The 26,088-nt window shown below is 39.9% G+C and carries 19 protein-coding genes and 1 pseudogene; 16 read left to right on the plus strand and 4 right to left on the minus strand.

All coding sequences use genetic code 11. The features are described 5' to 3' along the window. Positions 1 to 58 precede the first annotated feature (58 nt). The 6 genes from LJE12_RS06455 to LJE12_RS06480 all read left to right on the plus strand — a co-directional run bounded on the left by LJE12_RS06455 (position 59) and on the right by LJE12_RS06480 (position 8,922). A complete protein-coding gene (locus LJE12_RS06455) occupies positions 59 to 253 on the plus strand; it encodes a hypothetical protein (RefSeq protein WP_025577511.1) in 195 nt (64 codons plus the stop codon). Positions 254 to 515: 262 nt separating this feature from the next. Continuing rightward, a complete protein-coding gene (locus LJE12_RS06460; protein ID WP_227226513.1) occupies positions 516 to 3,896 on the plus strand; it encodes a bifunctional diguanylate cyclase/phosphodiesterase in 3,381 nt (1,126 codons plus the stop codon). A 124-nt stretch (positions 3,897 to 4,020) separates the two neighbouring features. Next, the gene (locus LJE12_RS06465) at positions 4,021 to 5,007 is read left to right on the plus strand and encodes an alpha/beta hydrolase (protein WP_118572780.1); all 987 of its coding nucleotides are present in this window, start codon (positions 4,021 to 4,023) and stop codon (positions 5,005 to 5,007) included. Between the two features lie 463 nt (positions 5,008 to 5,470). Next, on the plus strand, positions 5,471 to 6,859 hold the full coding sequence (locus tag LJE12_RS06470) for a condensation domain-containing protein (protein WP_008706732.1): 1,389 nt from the start codon (positions 5,471 to 5,473) through the stop codon (positions 6,857 to 6,859). A 184-nt stretch (positions 6,860 to 7,043) separates the two neighbouring features. After that, positions 7,044 to 7,274 carry an acyl carrier protein gene (locus LJE12_RS06475; protein ID WP_055054282.1) on the plus strand — a complete coding sequence of 77 codons (231 nt, stop codon included), beginning with the start codon at positions 7,044 to 7,046 and terminating at the stop codon, positions 7,272 to 7,274. 103 nt (positions 7,275 to 7,377) lie between these two features. Continuing rightward, positions 7,378 to 8,922, plus strand: coding sequence for an AMP-binding protein (locus LJE12_RS06480; protein WP_227226514.1), 1,545 nt, complete (start codon positions 7,378 to 7,380; stop codon positions 8,920 to 8,922). Positions 8,923 to 9,117: 195 nt separating this feature from the next. On the opposite strand, the gene LJE12_RS06485 is transcribed toward LJE12_RS06480, so the two are convergent. After that, entirely contained in the window at positions 9,118 to 9,696 is a 579-nt protein-coding gene (locus LJE12_RS06485) for a TetR/AcrR family transcriptional regulator (RefSeq protein WP_216459539.1), read from the minus strand. A 269-nt stretch (positions 9,697 to 9,965) separates the two neighbouring features. Between LJE12_RS06485 and LJE12_RS06490 the strand changes: the two genes are divergently transcribed. The 4 genes from LJE12_RS06490 to LJE12_RS06505 all read left to right on the plus strand — a co-directional run bounded on the left by LJE12_RS06490 (position 9,966) and on the right by LJE12_RS06505 (position 12,532). Further along, entirely contained in the window at positions 9,966 to 10,469 is a 504-nt protein-coding gene (locus LJE12_RS06490) for a pyridoxamine 5'-phosphate oxidase family protein (RefSeq protein ID WP_227226515.1), read from the plus strand. A 148-nt stretch (positions 10,470 to 10,617) separates the two neighbouring features. Continuing rightward, the gene (locus LJE12_RS06495) at positions 10,618 to 10,896 is read left to right on the plus strand and encodes a helix-turn-helix domain-containing protein (protein WP_227226516.1); all 279 of its coding nucleotides are present in this window, start codon (positions 10,618 to 10,620) and stop codon (positions 10,894 to 10,896) included. Continuing rightward, positions 10,883 to 12,013, plus strand: coding sequence for a type II toxin-antitoxin system HipA family toxin (locus LJE12_RS06500; protein ID WP_227226517.1), 1,131 nt, complete (start codon positions 10,883 to 10,885; stop codon positions 12,011 to 12,013). The genes LJE12_RS06495 and LJE12_RS06500 overlap by 14 nt, the downstream gene beginning before the upstream one ends. Positions 12,014 to 12,055: 42 nt before the next feature. Further along, a complete protein-coding gene (locus tag LJE12_RS06505; protein WP_055058448.1) occupies positions 12,056 to 12,532 on the plus strand; it encodes a GNAT family N-acetyltransferase in 477 nt (158 codons plus the stop codon). A gap of 160 nt (positions 12,533 to 12,692) precedes the next feature. Here LJE12_RS06505 and LJE12_RS06510 read toward each other — a convergent pair whose 3' ends face one another. Next, the gene (locus tag LJE12_RS06510; RefSeq protein ID WP_055058447.1) at positions 12,693 to 13,277 is read right to left on the minus strand and encodes a cytidylate kinase-like family protein; all 585 of its coding nucleotides are present in this window, start codon (positions 13,275 to 13,277) and stop codon (positions 12,693 to 12,695) included. Between the two features lie 220 nt (positions 13,278 to 13,497). On the opposite strand from LJE12_RS06510, the pseudogene LJE12_RS20530 reads away from it, so the two are divergent. The 5 genes and pseudogenes from LJE12_RS20530 to LJE12_RS06535 form a co-directional block, all read left to right on the plus strand. Further along, positions 13,498 to 14,064, plus strand: a pseudogene (locus LJE12_RS20530) (4Fe-4S binding protein); the annotation flags it as partial. 205 nt (positions 14,065 to 14,269) lie between these two features. Then, positions 14,270 to 16,810, plus strand: coding sequence for a metallophosphoesterase (locus LJE12_RS06520; protein WP_055058445.1), 2,541 nt, complete (start codon positions 14,270 to 14,272; stop codon positions 16,808 to 16,810). Next, positions 16,810 to 17,937, plus strand: coding sequence for a YibE/F family protein (locus LJE12_RS06525; RefSeq protein ID WP_055058444.1), 1,128 nt, complete (start codon positions 16,810 to 16,812; stop codon positions 17,935 to 17,937). The genes LJE12_RS06520 and LJE12_RS06525 overlap by 1 nt, the downstream gene beginning before the upstream one ends. A gap of 25 nt (positions 17,938 to 17,962) precedes the next feature. Further along, positions 17,963 to 18,775: an EAL domain-containing protein gene (locus LJE12_RS06530; RefSeq protein ID WP_195303387.1), complete on the plus strand. Its 813-nt coding sequence runs from the start codon at positions 17,963 to 17,965 to the stop codon at positions 18,773 to 18,775. A gap of 276 nt (positions 18,776 to 19,051) precedes the next feature. Then, complete coding sequence (locus LJE12_RS06535; protein ID WP_055058442.1) at positions 19,052 to 21,307, plus strand: glycoside hydrolase family 95 protein; 2,256 nt, start codon at positions 19,052 to 19,054, stop codon at positions 21,305 to 21,307. Between the two features lie 78 nt (positions 21,308 to 21,385). On the opposite strand, the gene LJE12_RS06540 is transcribed toward LJE12_RS06535, so the two are convergent. Beyond that, on the minus strand, positions 21,386 to 22,564 hold the full coding sequence (locus tag LJE12_RS06540) for a response regulator transcription factor (protein ID WP_008706712.1): 1,179 nt from the start codon (positions 22,562 to 22,564) through the stop codon (positions 21,386 to 21,388). Positions 22,565 to 22,600: 36 nt separating this feature from the next. Next, positions 22,601 to 24,385 carry a cache domain-containing sensor histidine kinase gene (locus tag LJE12_RS06545; protein WP_055150789.1) on the minus strand — a complete coding sequence of 595 codons (1,785 nt, stop codon included), beginning with the start codon at positions 24,383 to 24,385 and terminating at the stop codon, positions 22,601 to 22,603. Between the two features lie 312 nt (positions 24,386 to 24,697). On the opposite strand from LJE12_RS06545, the gene LJE12_RS06550 reads away from it, so the two are divergent. Continuing rightward, positions 24,698 to 26,044: a carbohydrate ABC transporter substrate-binding protein gene (locus tag LJE12_RS06550; RefSeq protein ID WP_055199588.1), complete on the plus strand. Its 1,347-nt coding sequence runs from the start codon at positions 24,698 to 24,700 to the stop codon at positions 26,042 to 26,044. The last annotated feature ends 44 nt before the right edge of the window (positions 26,045 to 26,088 follow it).

Consider the following 26,088-nt stretch of genomic DNA (forward strand, 5'->3'; position numbering starts at 1 on the left):
TATCTGGAAAAGTATAATTGCGGAAACTGGCTTTTTCAGGTAGCAGAGGGATATTCAGATGGTATTTCAGATGCCAATGGAATCCTTTGATCCGCGCTGTACGCTCGGGGACGGAATCGGAGAAAGCCTGAGAAATATGGGGATAAGCCGCACCGAAACCCGGAGAAAAGTGGAAGAACTTCTGGAAAGATGCGGCCTGGAAAAAGAATACGCAGACCGTTATCCCCAAATTGTATATTTATCCTGTGTCTGAAGTATATCAGACAGGGCAGCAGATAGAGCAGAAATGTCTGAAGCGATTTTATTCGTGAAAGACATTTCTGCTTTTTGATTTCTTACTCAAAATGTCGTAAAATTTTGTGCTTTTAAAAATAAAGAAAGTGTCAAAAAGCACTAACAATTATTCAGAAATCTGTGATACAATGGAAAGTGCGAAATATAGAAAATATCTGATATTATCCGTTTGACTGTTGGATATATCTCAGAATACAGATATATTGGATAAGGGAGAGACTATGAAAATAGAAAAAAAACTATGGATTACTCTGTTTGCATTTGGGATATTCGCCATTTGTTTTTCAGGTTGGATTTTCAGCCAGAGTACGACCAGGGAAAAATTGTTCTGGGATAATACGGTCCAGTGCGAAACAAAAGAACTGGCAGAAGGAGAAATTAAATCAGAGAATATTGCTCTGCCTGAAGACTTCGATATCCCCAGATCGATTTTATTTAAAACCACCCACACCATTGCAGAAGTTTGGCTGGATGGAGAAAAAATATACGAATACGGAAATGAAGCGGATGCCCCGGGCTTTATGAAGACTCCTGGAAGCTGCTGGCATATTGTGGATATTCCGGGAGACAGTGCAGGCAAAAGCCTGGAGGTCAGAATTATTCCGGTATATGAGGGATATTATGGAAATGAAGTCATCCTTGTATACGGAACACGAGGCGATTGTATTCTGAAAATATTAACAGACAGTCTCGGAACTCTGGTAATCAGCTGTGGAATTTTGTTTGCCGCTGTTATCTGCCTGATTCTCTATTGTGGCGCAGCGCGAAGAAAAAGAAGAGATAAGACAGAAGCGAAAATTGAGATTTTTTTAAACCTTGGATTTTTCTCATTGCTGGTCGCAGTATGGACACTGGTACAATGTGGCTTTCTGCAGTTTTTGATCCCGGATGGAAGAACCTTATATTTTGTGGATTATTTTTCACTTTTTCTTTTCCCGGTGCCATTTAATTTCATGTTATATGATATCTGCAAAAGCAGGTATCACAAAGGAGCATTGATTTTTTCCATTCTTTATCTTACAAATATGGCAGTCGATGTTTTGCTTCAGTGTACAGGAATTATTGATATGTCCCGCTTACTTTCTGTAACTCATGTTATTATGGTTGCAAATGCGGTTTACACAGTTGTGATCATTCTTTACGAAGCCAGAAAAAAAGAAAATGATGTAGCCCAAAAATTCCGGTATCCTATGTGCGTGGCCATGGGATTTGGAATGGCGGAAATGATTTTTTATTATTTAAGAAGATTTGAACAGATATCCATTTTGCTTTCCATGGGAACTATGCTGTTTATTATTATGCTGATCTGGATCCAGGTTTCTCAATATTACGATCAATATATCCAGAAGCAAAAGGTGATTTATCTGCAGAAAATAGCCAATATGGATATGCTCACAGAGGCCATGAACCGAAATGCTTACGAGGATATGGTGAAATATCTGGATGAAGGTGAAATTAAACTGCGCACCACAGGTGTAGTGCTTTTTGATCTGGATAACCTGAAAGTAATCAATGATGATTTTGGACATGAAAAGGGAGACGAGGCACTGAAGCTGTGTTATCAGTGTATCAGTCAGGCATTTCAGAATGTAAAGAACTGTTTTAGAATTGGCGGCGATGAGTTTGCATATGTATATCACAGCGATGAGAAAGATATGATTCCGGAACGGCTGAAGACACTGGAGCTGATTTTGAAGAAAACCGCAGAAACACACAAGCTGGAGTATCCGCTTAGTATATCAGCAGGATACGCTTATTATCAGCCGGATATAGATTTTGACTTTAAAGATATTGTAAGACGAAGCGATACCATGCTGTATCGTCAGAAGCGCAGGAAGAAGATTGCGGGGTCAACTGATCCGAGTCACTTGCTTTCCCGTATGGAAAAGCATTCCACAGAGGAGATCACAGATGAGGTGATCCTGCAGGAGAAAAAGTATCAGAGTATGTCAGTGGATGAACTTTGCAGCGTGATCGATCTTCTGAGTCCAACTACAGATAGTTACCCGTATGTGATTGATTTTCGGACAGATTTTTATTACATAGCAAACCAGGCTCTTGACCGTTTCTGTATTCCGAAAAATAGTTTTCATAATGTGATTTCAAACCATAAAGAATTTGTATATGAACCTGATTATGAAAAACTGAAAGAGGAATTTGATGATCTTCTTAAAACAGACCGTTGTATCCATAGTATGGAATATCGATGGCTGGATCTGAAAAAAATGCCGGTCTGGATTCATTGCAAAGGATATCTGGTCCGGGATGATAATACGAAACCTCTTTATATGATCGGTTGTATCAATGAGATTGGAGAAAGACAGAAGGCAGATAATGTAAGCGGGTTATTAGGAGAGACAGGATTGCGGCAGTATATGGATCAACAGGATACTCCTTTGGAAACAGGATATCTGCTTCGTATAGGAATCGATCATTTTAAGGAAATCAATGATAACTTCGGACAGGAGTACGGTGATTTTGTACTTAGAAAAACAGCAGATTGTATTTCCGGCTGCATATCAGAAGCACAGAAAGTGTACAAGCTTGTGGCAGATGAATTTCTGATTCTGGATGTTTCTTCTGACGAGGTGAAGGATGCAGATAAACTTTATGATAAAGTGAGAAATGAAATAGACAGATTCATTGAATCTAATGAGTTTAAGGTCATGTATACGGTTTCAGGAGGAATTGTGCCATTTGCGGCATTAAAGGGGAATCAGTATTCAGAAGCCCTGAAGCTGACAGATTTTGCTTTGAATGAAGCGAAGAAGCTGGGAAGAAACCGTTGCTATATATTTAATGAGGAAACCTACAGAAGATTTCTTAGGAAGAGGGAGATTACCCAGGAACTGAGAGAAGCTGTGAACAATGGCTTCCGAGGCTTTAGGGCTTTTTATCAGCCTGTATTTGCTGAAGATAAAAAGGTGTCTTATGGAGCAGAAGCTTTAATGCGTTTTACTTCTGAAAAATTTGGAATGGTTTCACCGGCAGAGTTTATTCCGATTCTGGAAGAAACAGGACTTATTATTCCTGCTGGCCGATGGATGATGAGGGAGGTTATGGGAAAATGCAGTGAAATCAGGAAAGTAATTCCAGAGTTCAGAGTAAGTATTAATATTTCTCAGGTTCAGGCATCCAAGTCTGATGTGATCCAGGATATCAGTGGGGAAATGAAAAGAGCCGGGCTGCCGTTGGAAGCCTTGATCGTGGAATTGACAGAGAGTGACCTTCTGGAACAAAATATAAATGAGAAGCATTTTCTTACAGAACTAAAGCGGATGGGAATCAGTCTTGCACTGGATGATTTTGGAACCGGATACTCGAATTTCCATTATCTCAGCGAACTGAAACCAGAGATCATTAAGATCGACCGCTCTTTCACTGCCAAAGCAGTTGCAGATAAACAGGAATATTATCTGCTGAATCAGTTTTGTACCATGATCCATAATCTGGATATGAGGATTTGCATTGAAGGCGTGGAAAATGAGCAGGAATGGGCCATGATCCGAAAACTGTACCCGGAATTCACACAGGGATATTTCTGGGGGAAGCCTTGTGAGTATGAAGAATTTATGAGAAAATTTACAGAAAGCAGATTATGAGAAAGCTGGCGTGAATATTTCGGGCTACACTGAGGCTTTTTCATTTGTACAACAGGACTCGCAGACAAGCAAGTGGTGTAGTTATTTCAAACACATTCTGACAGGTAAGAAGAGGGAAAATCAGATGAAGAAAAAATTTTTCAGGTTGTCAGCAGCAGTATTGCTTTTTTTCTCGGGAATTATGGAGATTGGCTGGCGCTTTTTTAACATGGTGGTCTGCTGCAAAAGAGGGGGAAGGAAAAAGGAAAGAAAGAAATGGTTTGAATTATCCCATATACGGGATAATCATCCCAGAAACGGATATGCAAAGGAATATGATGAGAGCAGGGCATGGTGCGAGGCTCAGAAGATGCAGGACTGTTATATCCAGAGCGTGGATGGATTAAAACTCCACGGATTCTATCTGCCGGCAGAGCATGCAAAGCGGTTTGTTATCTTAAGCCATGGTTACAGGGGCAGCAGATTTGGTTCCCTGTCATTTATGGCAAAATATCTCCATGAGCATCAATGTAATCTTCTGTTTATGGAACAGCGATGTTGTGGAGAAAGTGAAGGAAAATATATTACCTTTGGAGCAAAGGAAAAATGGGATGTGCAGCGTTGGGCAATTTATGTGTCCGAGAGAAATAAAGAAAAGCTTCCAATCTATCTGTATGGACAGTCTATGGGAGCAGCCGCTGTACTGATGGCATCCGGATACAGGCTTCCGTCAGAGGTGAAGGGACTGATCGCAGACTGTGGTTTTCAGTCTATGGAAAGACAGATGCGGGATATGGCTGACAACTGGTTCCATCTGCATTATATCCCTTTGCTTTTGAAGGAAATGGACTGTCTGTGCCATTTTGTGGCAGGATTTCGTATGAAAGATGCAGATACCACAGAAGCTATGAAAAGGAATACAAGACCTGTCCTTTTCTTTCATGGAGAGAAGGATACTTATGTGTACCCGAACAATTCATTCCAGAACTATATGCTGTGCAAAGCACCAAAGGAACTGGTCATTGTACAGGGAGCAAGGCATCTGTGCAGTGCCTATGCAGATCCGGAACTGTATCAGCGTACAGTGATGGAGTTTTTTGAGAAATATGATGGCAGTAATTCTGAAAAATAATGTGACTGTTTTCAACCGCCAAAGGCGATTACGAATGATAACAATTCCTGACCGGGACTTATCAGATGCGTATGGTCAAGCGGATATTCGCAATCCGCTTCGCTACTTGCTCATAACCGAATAACTGCTCCGCAGTTTATCAGAAGGAGCTTGCACTCCTCCTGATACAAGCAAGTCCCCATCCACTGCTTATTGCTTTTCGCAATTGAAGCAGTGGGTGGGGACTTGCTTGATTCGGTTAAATGCATGATAAGTCTCGGTCAATTTTATGTAAAGTGTTCATTAAGTGCTGAGGGTACTGGTATTTGGGAAAAATCTGTGCTATTTTTTGTCACGTAATAAAAAAGTAATGTTGTAGCTGCCAGTACATTATTTTTAAAATAACTGTGGGCTACTGAACAAGTATGTAATGTTTTTGTACCCGGGAAAAGAGAAAAAACGGGTGATGGAGGTTAAATAAAGTATGACAAACTACTATCCTTTAACAGCAGCACAGAAAATGCACCATAACTGGATCATGGATTACGGTACACAGCAGGTATCCGGTGTCAGTGTTGTGGCGTCTGTACAGGCTGAACTGGATTTTGGATTATTAAAAAAATGTATTCAGATGGAGACAGAACGTTCCGGATGCACCAGAATCCGTTTTACGAAGCCTGATAAAGACGGAAATGTACAGCAATACCTTGTAAAACAGGATCCAAGAGATATCGGATTCAAGGATCTGTCAGGAATGGGAAGCCTTGCAAAAGCAGACGAGCTGATGCAGCAGTGGGCATACGAAACCTTTGACGGTGATGACATTCCCATGTGCGAGTTTACTATGCTGAAGCTGCCGGAAGGATATAATGGTTTCTTTGTACATATGGATCACAGACTGATCGATTCCTGTGGTCTGGTAGTAATGATCGGTGATCTGTTTCAGTTATATACCTATTATAAATATGGAACAGCCTATCCGCAGGAACTGGCAGACTTTGAGACAGTACTGAAAAAAGATCTTGCAAAAGCAGGCAACGAGAAACGTTTTGCAAAAGATAAGAAATTCTGGGATGATCAGCTGGATGCACTGGGCGAACCTCTGTATTCTGATATTCAGGGACCGTCCGTACTGGAGGAAGCAAGAAAACGTCATGGAAATCCAAAACTTCGTTCTTCTGACATTGAGATGAAGGATCTGTTTGTGGCAGTTAAGGATTATTATCTGGAGCCGGGACCAACTAAAAATCTGATCGATTTCTGTATGAACCATCAGCTGTCTATGACAAACCTTCTTCTGCTTGGCATCCGTACCTATCTGTCAAAGGTAAATAACGGACAGGAAGATATCACTATCCAGAACTTTATATCCAGACGTTCTACTCATGATGAATGGACTTCAGGAGGAAGCAGAACTATCATGTTCCCATGCAGAACAGTGATCGCACCGGAGACAGATTTCCTTTCTGCTGCTTATGAGATCCAGAATATGCAGAATCGTATCTACATGCACAGCAATTACGATCCGGCATTTATTATGGATGAGATGAGAAAGAGATACAATACACCGGAGCATACAGGATATGAGAGCTGTTATCTGACTTACCAGCCAATGACTGTGAAGGTAGAGAATGAAATGCTTGGAACTATCCGTCAGCATGCAAAATGGTTTGCAAACGGTGCAGCCACCAAGAAGATGTATCTGACTGTATCCCATACAGAAGATGGAGGTATGAACTTCTCCTATCATTACCAGACTGCTCATCTGGAGGAACATGATATGGAACTGCTCTATTATTATATGATGCGTATTCTTTTCAAGGGAATCGCAGAGCCGGATATGAGCATCGGCGAAATTATGGAACTGGTTTAACCGAATCAAGTAAGTCCCCTGCTTCAATTCCGAAAAGCAATAAGCAGTGGGTGGGGACTTGCTTGTATCAGGAGGAGTGTAAGCTCCTTCTGATAAACTGCGGAGCAGTTATTCGGTTATGAGCAAGTAGCGAAGCGGATTGCGAATATCCGCTTGACTTAAATCAATATCAGGAGGAAATGCAATGAATCAGGAAATGGAATTTAAAAATATCGTAGCACAGTATAGCAAGGTAGCATCGGAAGAAATGAATAATGAAATGAGATTCCGCGAGGATCTGGGTTTCAGTTCTCTGGATTTTATGTCCTTTTTAGGTGAGCTTGAGGATACCTTTGATCTTGAACTTGACGAGAGCGAAGTGCTGAAGATCACAACTCTTGGAGAAGCCTTAAATCTACTGGAAGAACTTCAGTAATTTTTTTCGAAGCAAAACTTATAAAGATGTCAGGGTCAAGGATATTTTGTACCTGACAGGATATCCATAACTTGAACAGTTCAGAAAATAATGGGGGACAGATATGCTGATCAGAAATATATTAGAAGAAAGTGTACGTAAATTTGATGAAGTAAAAGCAGTAAAATGGCTCAACAAAAAGGAAATCATGGAAAGAAGCTATGGCGAACTGATAGAAAATGTAGTTTCCACCAGAAAAGGTCTTCTTGCAGAAGGCTTTGAGGGCAAACACATTGCACTGATCGGAACCAGTTCTGTAGAGTGGATGGAAAGTTATCTGGGAATCATCACCGGATGTACCACTGCAGTACCGCTGGATGCCGCACTTCCCTGTGAGGATCTGATCGATCTGCTTAACCGTTCCGATTCCGTAGCTCTTTTCTTAAGTCCGAAGCTTAGACCATATCTGGATGCATTTCTTGAAAACTGCCCGAAACTTCAGAAGGTGTGGATGCTTCAGGAAGAGGTAGAAGATGCACCGGCAAAGGTATATGGTATTGGTGAACTTCGAAATGCAGGAAAGAGCGCATCAGCAGATTCTGTCTGCCCGGATGCAGAGGATATTGCGACCATTATCTTCACTTCCGGAACAACAGGAAAGAGCAAGGGTGTTATGTTGACACAGAATAATCTGGCTTCCAATGTTGAGGCAGTAAAGATTACGGCAGAACCGGGAACTGCCATGCTCAGTGTGCTTCCGATCCATCACGCATTCTGTCTTGTTATGGACTGGCTGAAGGGATTCTCTCTGGGTGCAACTCTTTGCATCAATGATTCCCTGCTTCATATGGTAAGAAATATGAGTATTTTCAAACCGAATATTATGCTTATGGTTCCAATGATGATTGAGACGATTTATAAGAGACTGGCTGCTGCTGATCCGTCAATCCCGAAGGCAGTTCTGGCAGAAAAGGTATTCGGCGGAAAACTGCGCATTATCTTTACAGGCGGTGCACATCTGGATCCGTATTATATTGACCGTTTTGCAGAATATGGCGTCGAAGTACTGGAAGGCTATGGAATGTCAGAATGCTCTCCTGTTATCAGCAATAATACACTGGAAAACAATAAAAAGGGTTCTATTGGAAAACCACTTGAAAATGCAGAAATCAGATTTGAAAACGGTGAGATCCTGGTAAAAGGCAGTAGCGTTATGAAAGGATATTATCAGATGCCTGATGAGACAGCAGAGACTTTAAAGGATGGCTGGTTGCATACAGGTGATAAGGGATATATGGATGAAGACGGTTATCTGTTTATCAATGGACGTGTGAAGAACCTGATCATTTTGTCCAATGGTGAAAATGTATCTCCGGAGGAGATTGAGAATAAGCTGGCTCTGAATCCGCTGGTAGGCGAAGTGATCGTCACAGGTGAGGATAATGGCCTGACTGCCCGTATTTATCCGGAGCAGGCTGTTGTGGAAGCGAAAGCATTGGGTGCAGAGGCAATTCAGGCACAGCTTCAGGCATTTCTGGATGAATATAACAGAAATCAGCCTACCTATCGCCGCATTACAGGATTGGTTGTCCGCAAAAATCCGTTTATCCGCAACACAACAAAGAAGATTAAGAGGCAGGATGTTCTGATTGATGAGCCTCTGGCGTAAATAAGACCGGACAATGATTATGCTCCCTGAAGTCAAGCGGATATTCGCAATTCGCTTCGCTACTTGCTCATAACCGAATAACTGCTTCGCAGTTTATCAGAAGGAGCTTGCACTCCTCCTGATACAAGCAAGTCCCCACCCACTGCTTATTGCTTTTCGCAATTGAAGCAGTGGGTGAGGACTTGCTTGATTCGGTTAGGATAAAAGCGGCAGCATACCGGATAAAAAAATTTCAGACAGAATATCAGCGATCACTTCCGGTGCAAGATTAAAATTATCCCGGCTCCATTTGTGGAGAACTCCGATAGTACTGCCGATGGCACAGGTGATCACATAGGAAACTTCTTCCTTTGTATGCCTGTCAGGCCTGGAATTAGATGTAGTTTCTGTGACATAATGATGGAGCATAGTCAGCATTTTTTCAAACAGATCATTGCCATGAGGTGTGCTTAAAAGACCGGACAGAAAAGGATTTTCCATAGTGTACCGGCACAGAGTCAGAAAATAGGAACTGCAGATATCCCGGTCATTTTTGGGTTGGAAGTTTTCCATCATGGAAAAAACGTCATGAATCGTTTTATCCTCAACTGCAGAGATCAGTGAAGGGATGTCCTGATAGTGATTATAAAAAGTACTTCTGGCAATACCTGCTGTTTTAGTGATGTCGGATACAGTAATCCTGTCAGGCTTCTTTTCTTTTACCAATTTGAAAAAAGCACCTAAAATGGCTTCGTCAGCCACGGAATATCTTTCATCGGGAATTATATTTTGCATAGCTGTCTCCTCCCGGGAGTCTGTAAGTAATACATAAAGTATACCACAAATCTGACGATAAAAAAATATATTTTCGTTCTCAGTCAATTCTTTTACTTTCTGCATAATCCCATATCCATAATTGGTCATTTGAAAATATTATGTTACATCGCATTGCGATGTATTTGTCAAGCAGGAATGTATGTGCTATGATTAAATTGATTATGGAATAATCCATTATCCGGAGAAGAAAAAATGAAAATATAAGAGGTACGATGGGAGGAGTTTTTATGCGCAGAAGAGACAGAGAAGTAACAGATCTTAATGAGATCATACATATACTTGATTCTGGTAAGGTTTTGCATCTTGGGCTGGTGGATCAGGGAAAGCCATACATAGTTCCTATGAACTACGGTTATGTTATGGAAAATGATAAACTTGTATTTTATGTGCACAGTGCTTTGGAAGGCCGTAAGCTTGACATTATCAGAAACAATTCAGACTGCTGTGTTCAGATTGAGTGTGATGTTCAACCATTCTCAGGTAAAGTAGCCTGCCAATATGGGTGTAGTTATTATTCTTTTGATGGATTTGGAACTGCGGAGATTGTGGAAGCACCACAAGAAAAAATTAAGGCCATGATTGCCTTAATGAAAATACAAACGGGTAAGGATTTTGAGTTTAATGAGCGGCTGGTTTCAATTGTCAGTGTCATCCGAATTGAGTGTGATTATTATACTGCAAAGTACAGACCATTACCGGCAAAGCCAGGAGTGGAAAGACAGGAAAATTAAGAACCTTTCTGGTATATAGCAAAGAAACAAATAAAAGATTGATTTATAAATGAATGAATGATAAAATAATGCCAGATAAAATATTATCTGTTTTTGGTAAAATAGGACGATTTTAGATAAAATAATATCTGTGAAATAAGGAGGGAAAATGGAGCAGTTTGTATGGGAAACCGCAGAGGAGTTGGATCAGAAACTTGCACAAAGAGTGCGTAATATCAGAAAACGCCGCTCTATTTCTCAGGAAAAATTATCTTCCATGAGCGGAGTAAGCTATGGTTCAATTAAGAGATTCGAAACTACCGGACAGATATCATTGAGATCACTGACAAAGATTGCCATGGCTTTGGATATTGCAGATGAGCTTAGAAATATTTTTACGCATGTTCCATATAAAGATATTCAGGAGGTCATAAATGAGGGAAGGTAATGCATTACAGGTATTTTATGATGAAAAACTTGTAGGAACACTGGCTATGACAGCTGACCATAAAGCTGCGTTTCAATATAGTGAAGAATGGATTGAAAATGGTTTTCCGATCAGTCCGTTTTCACTTCCCCTTAAAAAGCAGGTTTTTGTACCGACAAAAGATTATTTTGACGGATTATTTGGAGTATTTGCAGATAGTTTGCCGGATAATTGGGGGAGATTGTTGTTGGATCGTCTGCTACGTGCACATAAGCAGAATCCAGACAAATTAACAGTGCTGGATCGGCTGGCAATTGTTGGAAAGTCAGGTATGGGAGCACTTACCTATTATCCAGAGAAAAAAATAGATGAACAATATGGAGATGTGGATTTGGATGAACTTGCGGAGCAGTGCCGGAAAATACTAAATACGGAATACTCCGATAGATTGGATGAATTATATCGTCTCGGTGGTACAAGTGGTGGAGCCAGACCCAAAATTATGACTACAGTGAATGGAGAGGAATGGATTATTAAATTTCCTGCACATGTGGATGGAGAAAATGCAGGGAAGATGGAATATGATTATTCATGCTGCGCAAAAAAATGTGGTATTATAATGAGTGAAACCAGACTGTTTCCATCTGAGAACTGTGAGGGGTATTTTGGGATTAAGCGGTTTGATAGGATATCAGATAAAAATGGAACAAAGAGAATTCATATGCTGACAGCTGCTGCGTTGCTGGAGTTGAATTTTGAGCAGCCAAGCCTGGATTATCACAGTCTGATGAAACTGACAAAAATATTAACCAGAGATAATAAGAAAGATATGAGAGAGATGTTTCGCAGGATGTGTTTTAATGTTTTTGCACATAACAGAGATGATCATTCAAAGAATTTCACCTATTTATATGATGATGAAAAAGACAGATGGAGCCTGAGTCCGGCATATGATCTTACTTACAGTAACACATACTATGGAGAGCATACTACAACAGTTGACGGAAATGGACGTAATCCAGGCAGAAAAGAACTCCTGACTGTGGGAATTGCGGCAGGAATGAAAAAAGAGGTATGTATAGAAAGTATGGATATGGTAGAAAAGTGTGTGAAAAATATGCTGGGAAGATATCTTTAAAGAAATCGACATGTGGAATAATTTGTTACTTGGAGGACAAAAATGACTATTAGAAAAGCAGAAGAAAAAGACATTCTAAGAATAATTGAACTGTTGGGACAGGTATTGCAGATCCATGCAGATATAAGACCTGATATTTTTATTCCCGGTACCACAAAATATACTGTAAGCCAATTGACAGAGCTATTAGGAAAAGAAGAAAAACCCATATATGTAGCAGTGAACGAGGAAGATGTTTGTGTAGGATATGCATTTTGCCAATTACAGGAACAGCCTTTTTCAACTAATATGGTACCGTTTAAGTCTCTTTTTATAGATGATCTATGTGTTGATCAGCACGCACGAGGACAGCATATCGGCGAGAGCTTGTTTGAATATGTAAAAAATGAAGCAAAGCGAATGGGCTGTTATGAAGTGACACTGAACGTATGGGCAGGAAATACTTCAGCCGAAAAGTTCTATGAAAAAATGGGTATGAAAACAAAAGAAAGGCAGATGGAATATATCCTAGAACATTGATGCGTTGTATAGCATATTTGAGAAGTCTATCTGCGAATTTACAGAGATATCCGATGGATGAATCCGATCAGTCAAACAGTAAATATTAAAAGAAAATGCAAATCAGGCACAAGTTATATTTCGGAAACTTGTGCCTGATTTTTACAGTGTTATTTGGAAATTACAGGTGCTTTTGTCCGATATTTTTAGCATTGATATAATTTATGATCATGTCTGCTGCATCGGAAATATCAAGTTTGCCTGTATCAATAGACAGCTGATACTGGCTGGCGTCTTCCCATTCTTTGCCTGTGCAGAATTTGTGGAAAGATGCTCTTTTCTCATCCACTTCCTTTATCAGCTTTGCAGCTTTTTTCTCATTAATACCGTCCCGTTCCATTACACGTTTGATACGGCAGTCTTTATCTGCGTGAAGAAAAACAGTAGTTGCCTCAGGATCATTTGCATAAATCGCTCCTGAACAGCGTCCGATGATTACGGCAGGTTTTTGCTGCGTAAGTTCACGTATAAGTTCAAAAGATTTTTCCATCGGATTGCTTTCTCCGTAGCTTACAGCAATGCTGTAGAGCAGGCTGTTTACTGCCTTTTCCTGGAAAAATTCTTTGTTTTCGTCAAGCTTTCCAAGTTTTTTGGCCTCTTCTTCCAGTTTCTTTCTGTCATAGAGTTCCAGTCCAAGTCTGGAAGCCAGTTCTTTTCCTATTTCATGTCCGCCGCTTCCGCACTGTCTTGCTATTGTAATAATCATATCCCATGCCTCCTGTGCAATGATGTTGCATTTATTTACTGTCAAAGTACTTTTTCGGAATTATTATACTCAAAAAAAATCGAAATGTATATGCCAAAATCTACTATAAATTGCCTTCGCAAACCTTGATATTCTGGTACTTATGGCAAGTTGGTCTGACAAATATTTGCTTAATAGAAACATTAGACAAATACTTTATATTGAGATATGATGAGAATTGTGGGAGCTGCTTTGCAGCGGAGTATTTGAAGCAGCTACGATCCATTATGTTGTTGCAAAAATATTCGGACCACTTTTGTTTGGAAGAGGATGGTGCGGATATGCCTGTTGGACAGCTATGGTGTTGGACTTTTTACCATATAAAAAGCCTCAGGCTGCAAGAAAAAAGATAGGTTTCATCCGGTATATTACATTTGCATTTTAGTTCTCTTTCGTGGTGCTACTTTTTCTGAATCACGTAGAGAATATGGAGAAAATCATGTTTATAGCTTTTATCGTGGGGAATATTCTGTATTATATTGTGGGGATTATTCTGGCATTCCTATTCAAAGATAACAGAGCGTTCTGTAAGTATATTTGTCCTGTCACGATCTTTCTGAAACCTATGAGTTATTTCTCTGTAGTCAGAGTTAAGTGTGACAAAGAGAAGTGTATTTCATGTGGAAAATGTAAAAAAGTTTGTCCGATGAATGTTGATATAACCGATAACTCCAGAAAACGGAAAAACGGAACAGAATGTATTTTGTGCATGGAATGTGTCAGAACCTGTCCGAGGAAAGCACTTTGAGCCGAATTTCCTGCAGGATGTACTTTGGTGTCAGCTGTTACTGAGAACGGAGCGAACAGTAGTGTAAGACCTATGTAAAATATAGTTAAACCTCAGTAAAGTCTATTGAACTTTTTTCTCAATGTTTCTATACTCTCCAATGTAATGAACACCCGATCTGTGATCGTGTGATGAAACATTCATTTCTCAGGAGGATTATGAAAAAATGAACAACTTATGGCGAAAAAGTTTTATGGCAGGTATTTTATCAGTTTCACTGACAGCAGGAGCGGTTACTCCGGCATTTGCAAGTGCAGCACCGGACGGAAAAACAGATGCTGCTTCTCTTGCAGGCGGAATGGGAATTTCCCGGAACTGGGAATCCTGGAAAGCAGAGTGGGAAGCTGTTAAGAATGACTGGACTCAGGTTTCACTTACTCCGGGCTCTGACTTTAGCCAGTTAAATTTCGCATGGTATTCTAAAAAAGACAACTCTGACACAGCAGAAAAGAAAGAAGAACAGGCTGCACAGGAGTTCTCCGCTCAGTCAGGTGATGCTTTCAGTGACAGCAGTGAATCTGTCTTTGCAGGAACAGAAGCCGATACTTCAGCAGCAGGTGAAACAGTGGAAGCAGCACAGGCTGAAGAGACAGAATCAAATGCAGCAACAGAAGTAAATATAGCAGAGAAAACTGCAATAGCTGAAGAGGATATAGCATCAGAAGAAAGCATAGCAGCATTTAATGCGGAAGAAGGAGAAAACGTAGCAGCATTTAGTACTTCTGAGAATGACGCAGAGGAATTCGCAGCAGAAGCAAACTCAGATGAGAACCTTCCTGATTTTGATACAGAAGGTGATGAAAGTCGTGCAATTGCTGCAATGGTAGCGGATATCCTTGGAGCACAGGCTGATACAGCTGCGCCGAAACTGATCATCGGTGAAGGCAGAAATATGAAAAATGCAAAAGTGTATGTTGCAGAGCAGACAGATGCAACTACAAATACAAAGACAAATGAGGCATATGTTTCCAATAAAGTAACTGCCACAGGTCTGAGTGCAAATACTGTGTACTATTACAGCTATGAAAAAGAGGATGGAACCTACACAGAACCTGCAGAATATGCTACAAAATCAACAAATAATTACAGCTTTATTTTCGTAGGTGATCCGCAGATTGGATCTTCCAATGAACTGAAAGGCTCTGATACAGCAGAATTTTATCAGGCACAGTCCGATGCGGTCAGAAATGATTCCTTTAACTGGAACACCACATTAAATGAAGCTATGGATAAAACAGGCGGAAATGCAAGCTTCGTGGTATCAGCAGGTGACCAGATCCAGACAACAAAGAAGAAATCTCCGGGAAAAAGTGAAATGACCAGCGAGATTGAGTATACCGGATATTTAAGCCCAGATGTGCTGAAATCCCTTCCTGTTGCAACAACTGTTGGAAACCATGACGCAGATAATGCAAACTACACATATCATTTTAATACACCAAACAGCAGCGACCTGGGTTCTAACGGAGTTGTGGGTGGAGATTATTATTTCACATATGGAAACACTTTGTTTATGATGCTCAATACACAGGATACAAATGCTGCTGAACATAAACAGTTTATGGAACAGGCGATTGCTGCAAATCCAAACTGTACCTGGAGAGTCGTAACCTTACATCAGGATATCTATGGTTCAGCGGAGCATTCCAATGAACCGGAGATTACAAACCTCAGATATACACTGGTACCCTATTTTGAAGCAAATGATGTAGATGTTGTTCTTACAGGACACGATCATGCATATTCCCGTACCCATATTCTTGAGGGCGGACATAAAACTGTAGAATATACGGATGATGAGTTTGATGCAGAACTGGATAAGGATATGGATGCAGGAGAAAATCCGGCTACAAGATATGAAGCACCGGCAAATATTTCCACAGATTCCAAGGAACCGGCTGATGTGGCTTATCTGAATTATCTGAATGCAGTCATGGATAAGGATGCGATAGAGGATACAGAAAAGGGTGAGACAGTTGTAAATCCGGATGGTATTCTCTATATGACAGCAAACTCTTCATCAGGAAGCAAGTATTATGATCTTGTACCAAGAATGCAGAGCTATATTGCAAACAGATGGCAGGAAGATGTTCCGACTTATTCTGTTATTGATGTAACAGATAATACATTTACAATCAATACTTATCGTACAGATAATGACCAGAAAATTGATGAAACCTTTACGATTAAAAAAGGTGTGACAGAAGATATTAAATCTGCATCTGTAGGGAAAGTGAAGAATCAGATTTATACAGGAAAACAGATCCAGCCGGCTCTTAAAGTAACTCTGAATGGAAAGACCTTAAAGGCAGGAAAAGACTACACAGTTACCTATACAGATAACAAAAATACAGGTCTGGCAAAAGCAACCATCAATGGAATCGGAAAGTATACAGGAACACAGACAGTAACATTTAAGATTGTGCCAAAGAAAGCAGTGTTAAAAACTGTGAAAGCCGGAAAATCCGGAACAGCCACTGTTACGATCGGAAAAGCAGGTGGAAAAGTTTCCGGCTATGCAATTCAGGTTTCCACAGATTCTTCATTCAAAAAGGTAACTACTTACCGTACAGCAAAAACTACATATGCTCTTAAAAATTTGTCCAAAGGAAAAACTTACTATGTAAGAGTAAAAGCATTTACCAAAGTTTCAGAGAAGAACGTGTATGGTGCAGCAAGCAAAACAATTAAGGTGAAAGCAAAATAATGTTAAACAAAAATTTCCTTCGGAGAGGGTGCCTGGTGATCACAGGCATCCTTTTCCTCATTTTTCTGATGCAATATAATAAGATCGAAAAAACAGAACTTCTTTCTACAGAGGGCAGAACCTTTGAAAAAGCAGTAGTAACAGAGGTTATTTCAGATAACCTTACAGAAAACGGAAACAGAGTAGGTAATCAGACAGTCAGGCTGCGACTCTGTTCCGGCAAATTTAAGAACGAAAAAGTGGAAGCAATCAGTTCTTCCAGCTATCTGTTTGGTGCAACCTGTAAAAAGGGTATGAAAGTCATTGCACTGGTCAGTGAATCACAGGGTGAAGTCATTGCATCTGTATATAGTGCTGACCGTGAATTTTCCTTATATTTTATGATTGCAGTGTTTCTTCTGGTAATTATCCTGATCGGTGGAAAAAAAGGTGCGGCATCTGTAATGGGGCTGGGCTTTACCATTGTATGTGTGCTGTTTCTGTTTCTTCCGATGATATACAGAGGTGTTTCGCCAATCTTTTCAGCGGTAGTTGTTGCCGTTATAACCACTGTAGTAACAATTTATCTGATTTCCGGAATTTCTGTTAAATCATTAACTGCAATTTCAGGAACTGTAACCGGTGTTGTAATGGCTGTTATATTTGCAGGAATATTTGGAAAAGTAACTCAGATCACAGGTTATAATGTAAGTGATATTGAAGAGTTGATTTACCTGGAAGAGAAAACAGCTATAAAAATAAATGAACTTCTGTTTGCAGGGATCCTGATCGCATCACTGGGAGCAGTAATGGATGTAGGAATGTCTATTGCCTCTACTTTACAGGAAATATACAGCAGACGCCCGGATCTTGGAATGTGGGACTTGTTTAAAAGCGGCATGAATGTTGGAAAAGATATGATGGGAACTATGTCAAACACGCTGATTCTTGCTTTTGCAGGTGGCTCTCTCAACACACTGGTATTTATTTTTGCATATAACTATTCCTATCATCAGATCATCAATATGTATTCTATTGGGATTGAACTGATGCAGGGGATTTCCGCAAGTATGGGAGTAATCCTTACAGTTCCCTTTACCTCACTGGCAGGAGCCTTCTTTATTTCAGGAAAAGTATTGAAAAAGTGATTCTCGCAGGAGGGATCATAAAACGATGAAAGTAAACAAAGCAGATGAATTCTATAAGATATTAGAGAGAAAAGCCATATATCCGGTGTTTCAGCCAATCGTCAATTTACAGACCGGCAGGGTGTCCGGCTATGAGGCACTCAGCCGTATAGACAGGAGTAGTACGACACTTACGATTTCAGATTTGTTTGTGATCGCTGAACAGTTGGGATGCGTATGGAAATTAGAGAAACTATGCAGAAACAAAGCCTTGAAGGCAGCAGTTGAAAAACCGGAAAATGTAAAATTATTTCTTAATGTTGATGGAAATATTATTCAGGATAAAGCGTTTATACAGGGATTTACAAACCGTAAGGCTATGAAGGCAGGGGTTCCTGCTTCTGATATTGTATTCGAAATAACAGAGAGATCAGACATAGAAAACTATCAGATATTGCAGCAGATCATGAAACATTATGCAGATCAGGGATATGAGATAGCATTGGATGATGTGGGAGCTGGACATTCAGGACTAAACCGTGTGGTAAATACCACGCCTGATTATCTGAAGGCGGATATAGAATTAGTAAGGGATATCTACAAGTATAAGAAAAAAGAAATCATGATGAAACTCCTGCTGGATTACTGTAATGCAACAGGGGCGATTCTGATCGCAGAAGGGATAGAAACAGCACAGGAGCTGGAATGTCTGCACAGCTTGGGAGTACATTACGGCCAGGGATTTTTCCTCGGAAAACCAGAGCGCGCATTTGGAAATATCAGTGCTGAATCGGAAGAAATATTAGAGCGATTAAATGGGAGAAAGAATATTTTATTTTTGGATATATCAGGCAAATAAGCCATTCATTTTTCTACATTTTTTAACAATAAATCCGAAATTACACCAGTTGATTAATCCCTGAGAGTTGTGTATAATTATAAAAATAAAGTTTTCTAGTACATCGTTTCGTAAATAACTATATCAATCGCGTAGGATGCGGATTCGAGTGTGCTGGTATAAAAACGCAGGCGTAGCGGGCTACGCTGAGGCTTTTAGACCTGTGCAATCGGATTCGCAGACAAGTAAGTGGTATAGTTATTTCGAAAACGATGTACTAGAATTGAGGAGTGGGTTATGGATCGCTTAGCACTTATTTTTGATAAACCAGCAGAAGCCTGGAATGAAGCGCTGCCCCTTGGAAATGGAACCATGGGAGCAATGTCCTATGGAAGATTTCAAAATGAAAGAATAGAATTGAATCTGGATTCGCTTTGGTCTGGAAATGGAAGAAACAAGGAAAATCCCAACAAAAATGTCGACTGGGATCTTTTTAGAAAACACATTTTTGCAGGGGATTACCAGGGAGCAGAGAATTATTGCAAAGAAAATGTGTTAGGAGACTGGACAGAAAGCTATCTGCCTGCAGGAACGCTTTCCATTAATGTGAAAGAACCCATTCAAAATGGAAACAGCTTTTATAGAAGAGAACTGTGCCTGACGAATGCAACTGAAAAAATAGAATTCTGCCAGGATGATTTGATTTATCAAAGAGAATTTTTTGTGAGTATGTCAGAACCAGTGATGGCAATTCATTATCATACTTCTCCAAATTGCAATCTTGAAATGTCAATAACACTGGAAAGTGAAATAAAGCACAAATCTGCTTTTTTTGCAGAAAATGGAATTATATTAGAAGGGCAGGCACCCATTTATGTTGCACCACCTTATTATTCCTGCGAAGTTCCTGTCGTTTATGAAGAGGGGCAGGGAATCCGTTTTGCAATTGGATTATATGTACAAACGAACGGTGGAAATGTATATCAGCAAGCGGATAAGCTTTTTATAAATACTCCAAATGATGTGTATATTTACGTGTCCGGAGTAACTGATTTTAAACAAAAAGAACTCTTTTTTTCAAAAAGAAACTGTATGATGGAAAACATTCAGCACATTCAATATGAAAAGCAAAAAAAGGCGCATATGGATGTATACGCAAATTATTTTGATAGGATGCATCTTGACATTAATTATACACCCGATAATGAACTTGCATTAAAAATGTTTCATTATGCCCGCTATCTGATGATCTGTTCATCTGTACCCGGTTCACAATGTACAAATCTTCAGGGAATCTGGAATCACCATATGCGTGCTCCCTGGAGCAGTAATTATACTGTAAATATTAATACGGAAATGAATTACTGGATGGCAGAAAAAGCAAATTTAAGTGACTGTCATATGCCTTTGCTTGAACTTATAGAACGTACCTCAAAAAAAGGTGAAAAAACAGCTCAGGATGTTTATCATCTGGCTGGCTGGGTAAGCCACCATAATCTGGATATTTGGGGACACTCAAGCCCGGTTGGACAATTTGGACAGGACGAAAATCCCTGTACATATTCCATGTGGCCGATGAGTTCTGGATGGTTATGCTGTCATTTATGGGAACATTACTGCTATACATTGGATGAAGCTTTTTTAAAAAAGAAGGCATTTCCGATTATACAAGGGGCCGTAGAATTTTACCTGGGCTATCTGGTACCTTATAAGGGATATTATGTAACTGCTCCCTCTACTTCACCTGAAAATACATTCCTTGCACCAGATATGACGACACATAGTGTTACGTTTGCGTCAACAATGGATATCAGCATATTGAGAGAACTGTTTGGATTATATTTAAAAGCATGTGAAATTCTGGGAGTAGAAGATTTTACAAATGCAGTCAAAAATGTGCTTCAGAAACTTCCTCCCTATAAAATTGGGAAAGAAGGGCAGCTTCAGGAATGGTTTTATGATTACCCGGAAGCAGATATCAATCACAGACATATTTCTCACCTGTTTGGATTATATCCTGGGAACCAGATTCATAAAGAGAATGAACCTCTTATAGAAGCCTGCAGAACTTCTTTGGAAAGGCGTGGGGATAAGGGAACCGGCTGGTGTATGGCGTGGAAAGCCTGCCTGTGGGCAAAACTTGGAGATGGAAATCATGCCCTGACTTTATTAAAAAATCAGCTTCGCTTAACAAGAGAAGAAGCATGCAGTCTGGTAGGTGGCGGGATATATCCGAATATGCTTTGTGCCCATCCTCCGTTTCAGATTGATGGTAATTTTGGATTTGCTGCTGCTGTGCTGGAAATGCTGGTTCAGTATGAAGAGCAGAAAATTGTTTTTCTTCCGGCATTACCAGATGAATGGAAAGATGGGATGGCAGAAGGCGTGAAAGCGCCTGGTAATATCACACTTAATTTCAAGTGGAAAGAAAAACGGGTTACGGAAATAAATCTGAAATCTCCAATTGATGCGAAACTGGTAATCTTATATAATGGTATGGAAGAAGAAATCGTCCTGAATGCTGGAAGCAGTTATCAGAAGACGCTGATATAAAGAATATATTATGATATATGAAAGGCAGGATATCTTGTGATTATAAGACATCCTGCTGTTTTATATCAGATTACCTGCTTATAGATGAAATCGTTTCCCATATTCAGAAGGTGAAATTCCCATACACTTTTTGAATAATCGACTAAAATAAAGTTGATCGTCAATTCCTACCATAACGGAGATCTCCTTAAGGGAAAAGGTATTCTCCTTTATCAGTGTAGCAGCTTTTCTTATCCGCAGATTGTTTAAGTAGCTGGTAATACTTGTTCCTACTTCGGACTTGAAAACACGGCATAAATAGCTAGTGCTGAGATTGACATTTGCCGAAATGGAGGATAATGTGAGACGGTGCATGTAATTATTTTCTATGTATGTAAGGGTTTTGGCAACATCATTTTTATAATGCCCCTCACTATGAAGAAAGTCCTGATATGTGGTCCTGGCCTCTTCATAATTTTTCAGATTTTCTTTATATGGCATATCTGGTGCAAAGGATTGGTACATGGTAAAACGGTTATACAGCTTTTTTATCAGCTGTTCCACTTTTACTTGACTGCACATTAATTCTTTTTGGGAAAATACTACGAGCGCATTATGGGCACTAAGAACAAGAATGTATGGCTGTAGCACTCCCTGAACAGCATCCAGTATCATATCTCGCAGCAGATTAGCTGATATAGAAAATGCATCATTTGATAAAAATTTTTCAAACGTTACATAGCATACAGCACAGGAATGTTTCATAAATCCAAATTTTTCTGCTCCATATCTTTCAATGAACGAATCGAGAGACTCTTCTCCCTGAAAAAAGGAGAGAAGATGATCGGTTATGGGTTCAGTGATGTCTGTTTTCAGAATGGAATCTTTTCGGTCAGCTGTATTTTGCATTTTTTTTGTGGTTTTGTTCAGACAGGCAAGGAGTGTATCTGGTTGAATTTTGATTTTTAACAGATAGTCCGCAGCACCTAAAAGCAATGCACTTCTTACTGAATCGAAGTCTTCGTAGTTACTTAGTACCAGTATTTCTCCGGGATATTCTTTTTCCTTCAGAAAACGAATTAGTTCCAGTCCGTCCATTTCAGGCATTTTCAGGTCAGTGATAATGATATCCGGATGATGTTTTTCAATCAGTGGAACAGCCTCAAGACCATTTGATGCTGTTCCACAAATGAAAAAACCATGCTCTTCCCAGGGAAGAATGGAGCGAAGCGCAATTTTTACGATTGGTTCATCGTCAATAATTAATATACTGTACATAAAAGTCCTTTCTGTGGGCAAAAGTGGTTGTGATTTTTAGCTGTTATAATCTTTTGACAGTTCTTGTACATATAGTAAGGGAAGAGTCAGCGTACATGTGGTTCCTTCTCCAGGGTGACTATTGACCTTAAGTCCATATTCCTTTCCAAAATTCAGCTGTATTCGGTCATTTACATTGGTAATTCCAATCTTTTTCCGGTTTGTATGAGGTTCCAGCGCTGCAGGTGTCACTTCAAATCCTTTTCCATTGTCACAGAGTTCTATGATAAGATGATTGTTTTCTTCCCAACAGGTGATTAGAATTTCCATAACGGAGCCGTCATCAGAAGAACCATGCATAACAGAATTTTCTGCAAGGGGCTGCAGGATTAGTTTAGGAACAAGGCAGGAGAGCAGTTCTTCCTCTTCTACGTCAAAAGAGTACTCAAAGCTTCCGGCATACCGGATTCTTAAAATCGCGAAGTAGTTTTCCAGGTTCTCAAGCTCTTCCTGAATGGTTATATACTCGTTTTTATTAGTCAGTGTATTTTGCAAAAGACTGCTGAGGGCCTGGATTCCATCACTTACAATCTGGTCTTTATGCATGGCGGCTACAAAGCGCAGACTGTTTAAAGTGTTGAAAAGAAAATGAGGATTTAACTGATATTGAAGCATCTGTAGCTCCAATTCTCTTTTTTTCTTTTCCTGGCTTTTCTGTTGTTTCATCAGGCTCTCAATGGTATCTGCCATATGATTCATGCTTCCGGAAAGATCGGAAAGTTCGTCTTTGTGGTCATCCTGGATCCGTACGGAAAGATTTCCCTTTGATAATTCCCTGCAAAAATCCAGCATGCTTCTGATGGGGGAGGTAATTCCAGGATACACCATAGCTACAATTCCAATGCAGAGTAGAACAAGGAAGAATGCCACAGCCAGGATTTTCCAAAACATAGTGTTAACTTCAGAATTAATATAATGATATGGCATGGTATATACAAACAGCTGGTTCAGGTTTTTATTGAAAATATAAGTAACCAGCTGTTCTTCGCCATCTTTGTAAATGCTGAAAAAATCTGTTCTGTTTGGAAGTCTTGCTTGAATATTTTTCAGCAGCTTTTTTTCGGTTTTTTGCCCCAGTTGAATACTACGATCCCAGGAAGAAAGGATTGTTCCATCCATATTCAGATACATAATATTGGAAGAGTCAGCCAGACCTACTGGTTCCAGTACTGTTTTGGAAAAAATTTTTTCATCAATGGAAATCAGGGTATAACCAATTACACGACTCTGACTGTATTGTTCATAAATTCTTCTTCCAAGAATCAGGATGTCCCGGTTACGGTAAGTATGTGCGTATGCCCATACATCCTGATTTTCTTCTTCAAGACGACTCAGGATCCTGCTTACATCATCCGAATATAACCCATCATATCCCAAATCATAAAAAATATTCCCATCTGTATCATATACTGTAATGTTTTTTGCCTGTGCAGGATAGATGATTTTACTTCGAATCATATGTTGGATTTCATTGATGGCTTGATTCTTTTCCGTATCTGTCATACCCTTTTTCAGAAGACCGTCCTTGATTTCCTGACTGATGCAGATGGAGCCGCAGAGATACTGATACTTTTCAATCTCACTTACCATATTCAGATTGATCATGGATAAAGTCTGTGAGATGGAAGTGGAAAGTTTTTCCCGAAGCGCTTCTGAAAAAATATGAAACGAATAGAAGCTGATTCCTGTTAATGGTACAATAGAGATCAGGAAAAGCGCTATGATCAGCCTGGTTCTAATACTGAATTTTCGAAATCCCTGATATCGTTGTCTTTTTTCCATGCCGCTGTCCCTCATTTCTAAAAAATAATTCGTACATGGTCCGGTAAAGATGGAAAAAATCGTTCTGATTTTCATGACTGTATCGGATTGTGACAGATTTATTATACAGGAAAAAAACAAGATAATCCATTTAAAATACAAATAGAAAAAGATTGTACATATATGTCGCAAGAAAATCCATATTATATAAAAATAACAGAAAAATGTTCCATATAAAGAATTATTTTGTGAATTTACCACAAGAAGATTTTCCATTATACTAATATCATCAGGCAAACATAATAAAAGCCAACAAGAAGGAGGAAACAACCTATGAAGAAAAGATTTGCAGCTTCTGCTATGATCCTTGCTATGAGCGCAGCAACAGTACTTTCCCCGCTTACTGCATTTGCAGAGGCAGAAGAACAGGAATTGAACATTGCCATTTTCCAGGGTGGATATGGGGATGCTTACTGGAATCAGATGGTGGAGCTTTTTGAAGAAAGCCATGAGGGCGTGAAAGTAAACATGACTATCAGCCCTACAATTGGAGATATCATCCGTCCACAGATTGTAGCTGGAAATGCACCTGATTTTATCTGTCTTAACGATGGTGGTGAGGATGGTGTAATCCTTTCCCTGATCAAAGATCATGCACTTCTCAACCTGGATGATGTTTTTGACGGAGAAAATTATGCTGGAACCGGTACCCTTCGCGATGATATTACAGATGGGATCCTTTCCAGTACAAAGTGTGCACCATACGGAGATGATGAGATCTATCTGGCACCATTCAACAGTGGTCCGCAGGGTCTGATTTACAACAAAACATTCTTTGATGAGAATAATCTGGAAGTGCCGAAGACCTGGGATGAGTTCTTTGCACTTGGTGATAAGGTAAAAGATATTGACGGACGTGCACTTTTCACATATCAGGGAATTTATCCGGGATACATGGAAGAAATGCTCTGGCCGGCAATTGCAAATGAGTGCGGCGAAGAAGCACTTACTAAGATTGCCAATTACGAAGAAGGTTCCTTTAATAATGAGGGTGTGTTAAAGGCTTTAAGTCATATTAAAGAGATTGCAGATAAAGGCTATCTGTTAGAGGGCACTGTTGGTATGAACCATACAGAGTCTCAGACAGAGATGATGCTTGGAAAAGCTGCATTTATCACAAACGGAACCTGGATGGAAAATGAGATGCAGGATGCGCCAAGAGAAGATGGATTTGAATTTGCAATGGCTACGATCCCGACCGAGAACGCAGACGATGTGCACTATGTATTTGACAGCTGCGAGCAGTTTTCCATTCCGGCAGCTGCCAAGAATCCAGAACTTGCAAAAGAATTTCTTCGTTTCCTGTATAGTGATGAATCTGTATCTGCTTTTGCAGAAGCTTCCGGTGCCCTCTATGCTACCAAGAGTGCCCGTGAAGTAGCAAAAGATAAGCTGTCTACTGCAATCTACAACATGTACGGAATCTACGAAGAGGCAAATGCCTCCTCCCTGATTATGAGCTTCGCAGCAGTTCCGGCTGACTGCAAGGTTAACCCGAAAGATGAGATATTTAATCCGATTACATCTGTTATGAATGATGAAATGACAGTGGAAGAGTGGGCACAGAATGTGGAAGATGCTTTTGCACAGGTTCGTGCTGATATGGAAGCTGCCAACTAAACTTCATATACCAGCCGGATAAAAACGGTAAAGCATGGAAAGGC

This window comes from Blautia sp. DFI.6.71 (assembly GCF_020593585.1).
Lineage (GTDB): Bacteria > Bacillota > Clostridia > Lachnospirales > Lachnospiraceae > Blautia_A > Blautia_A wexlerae.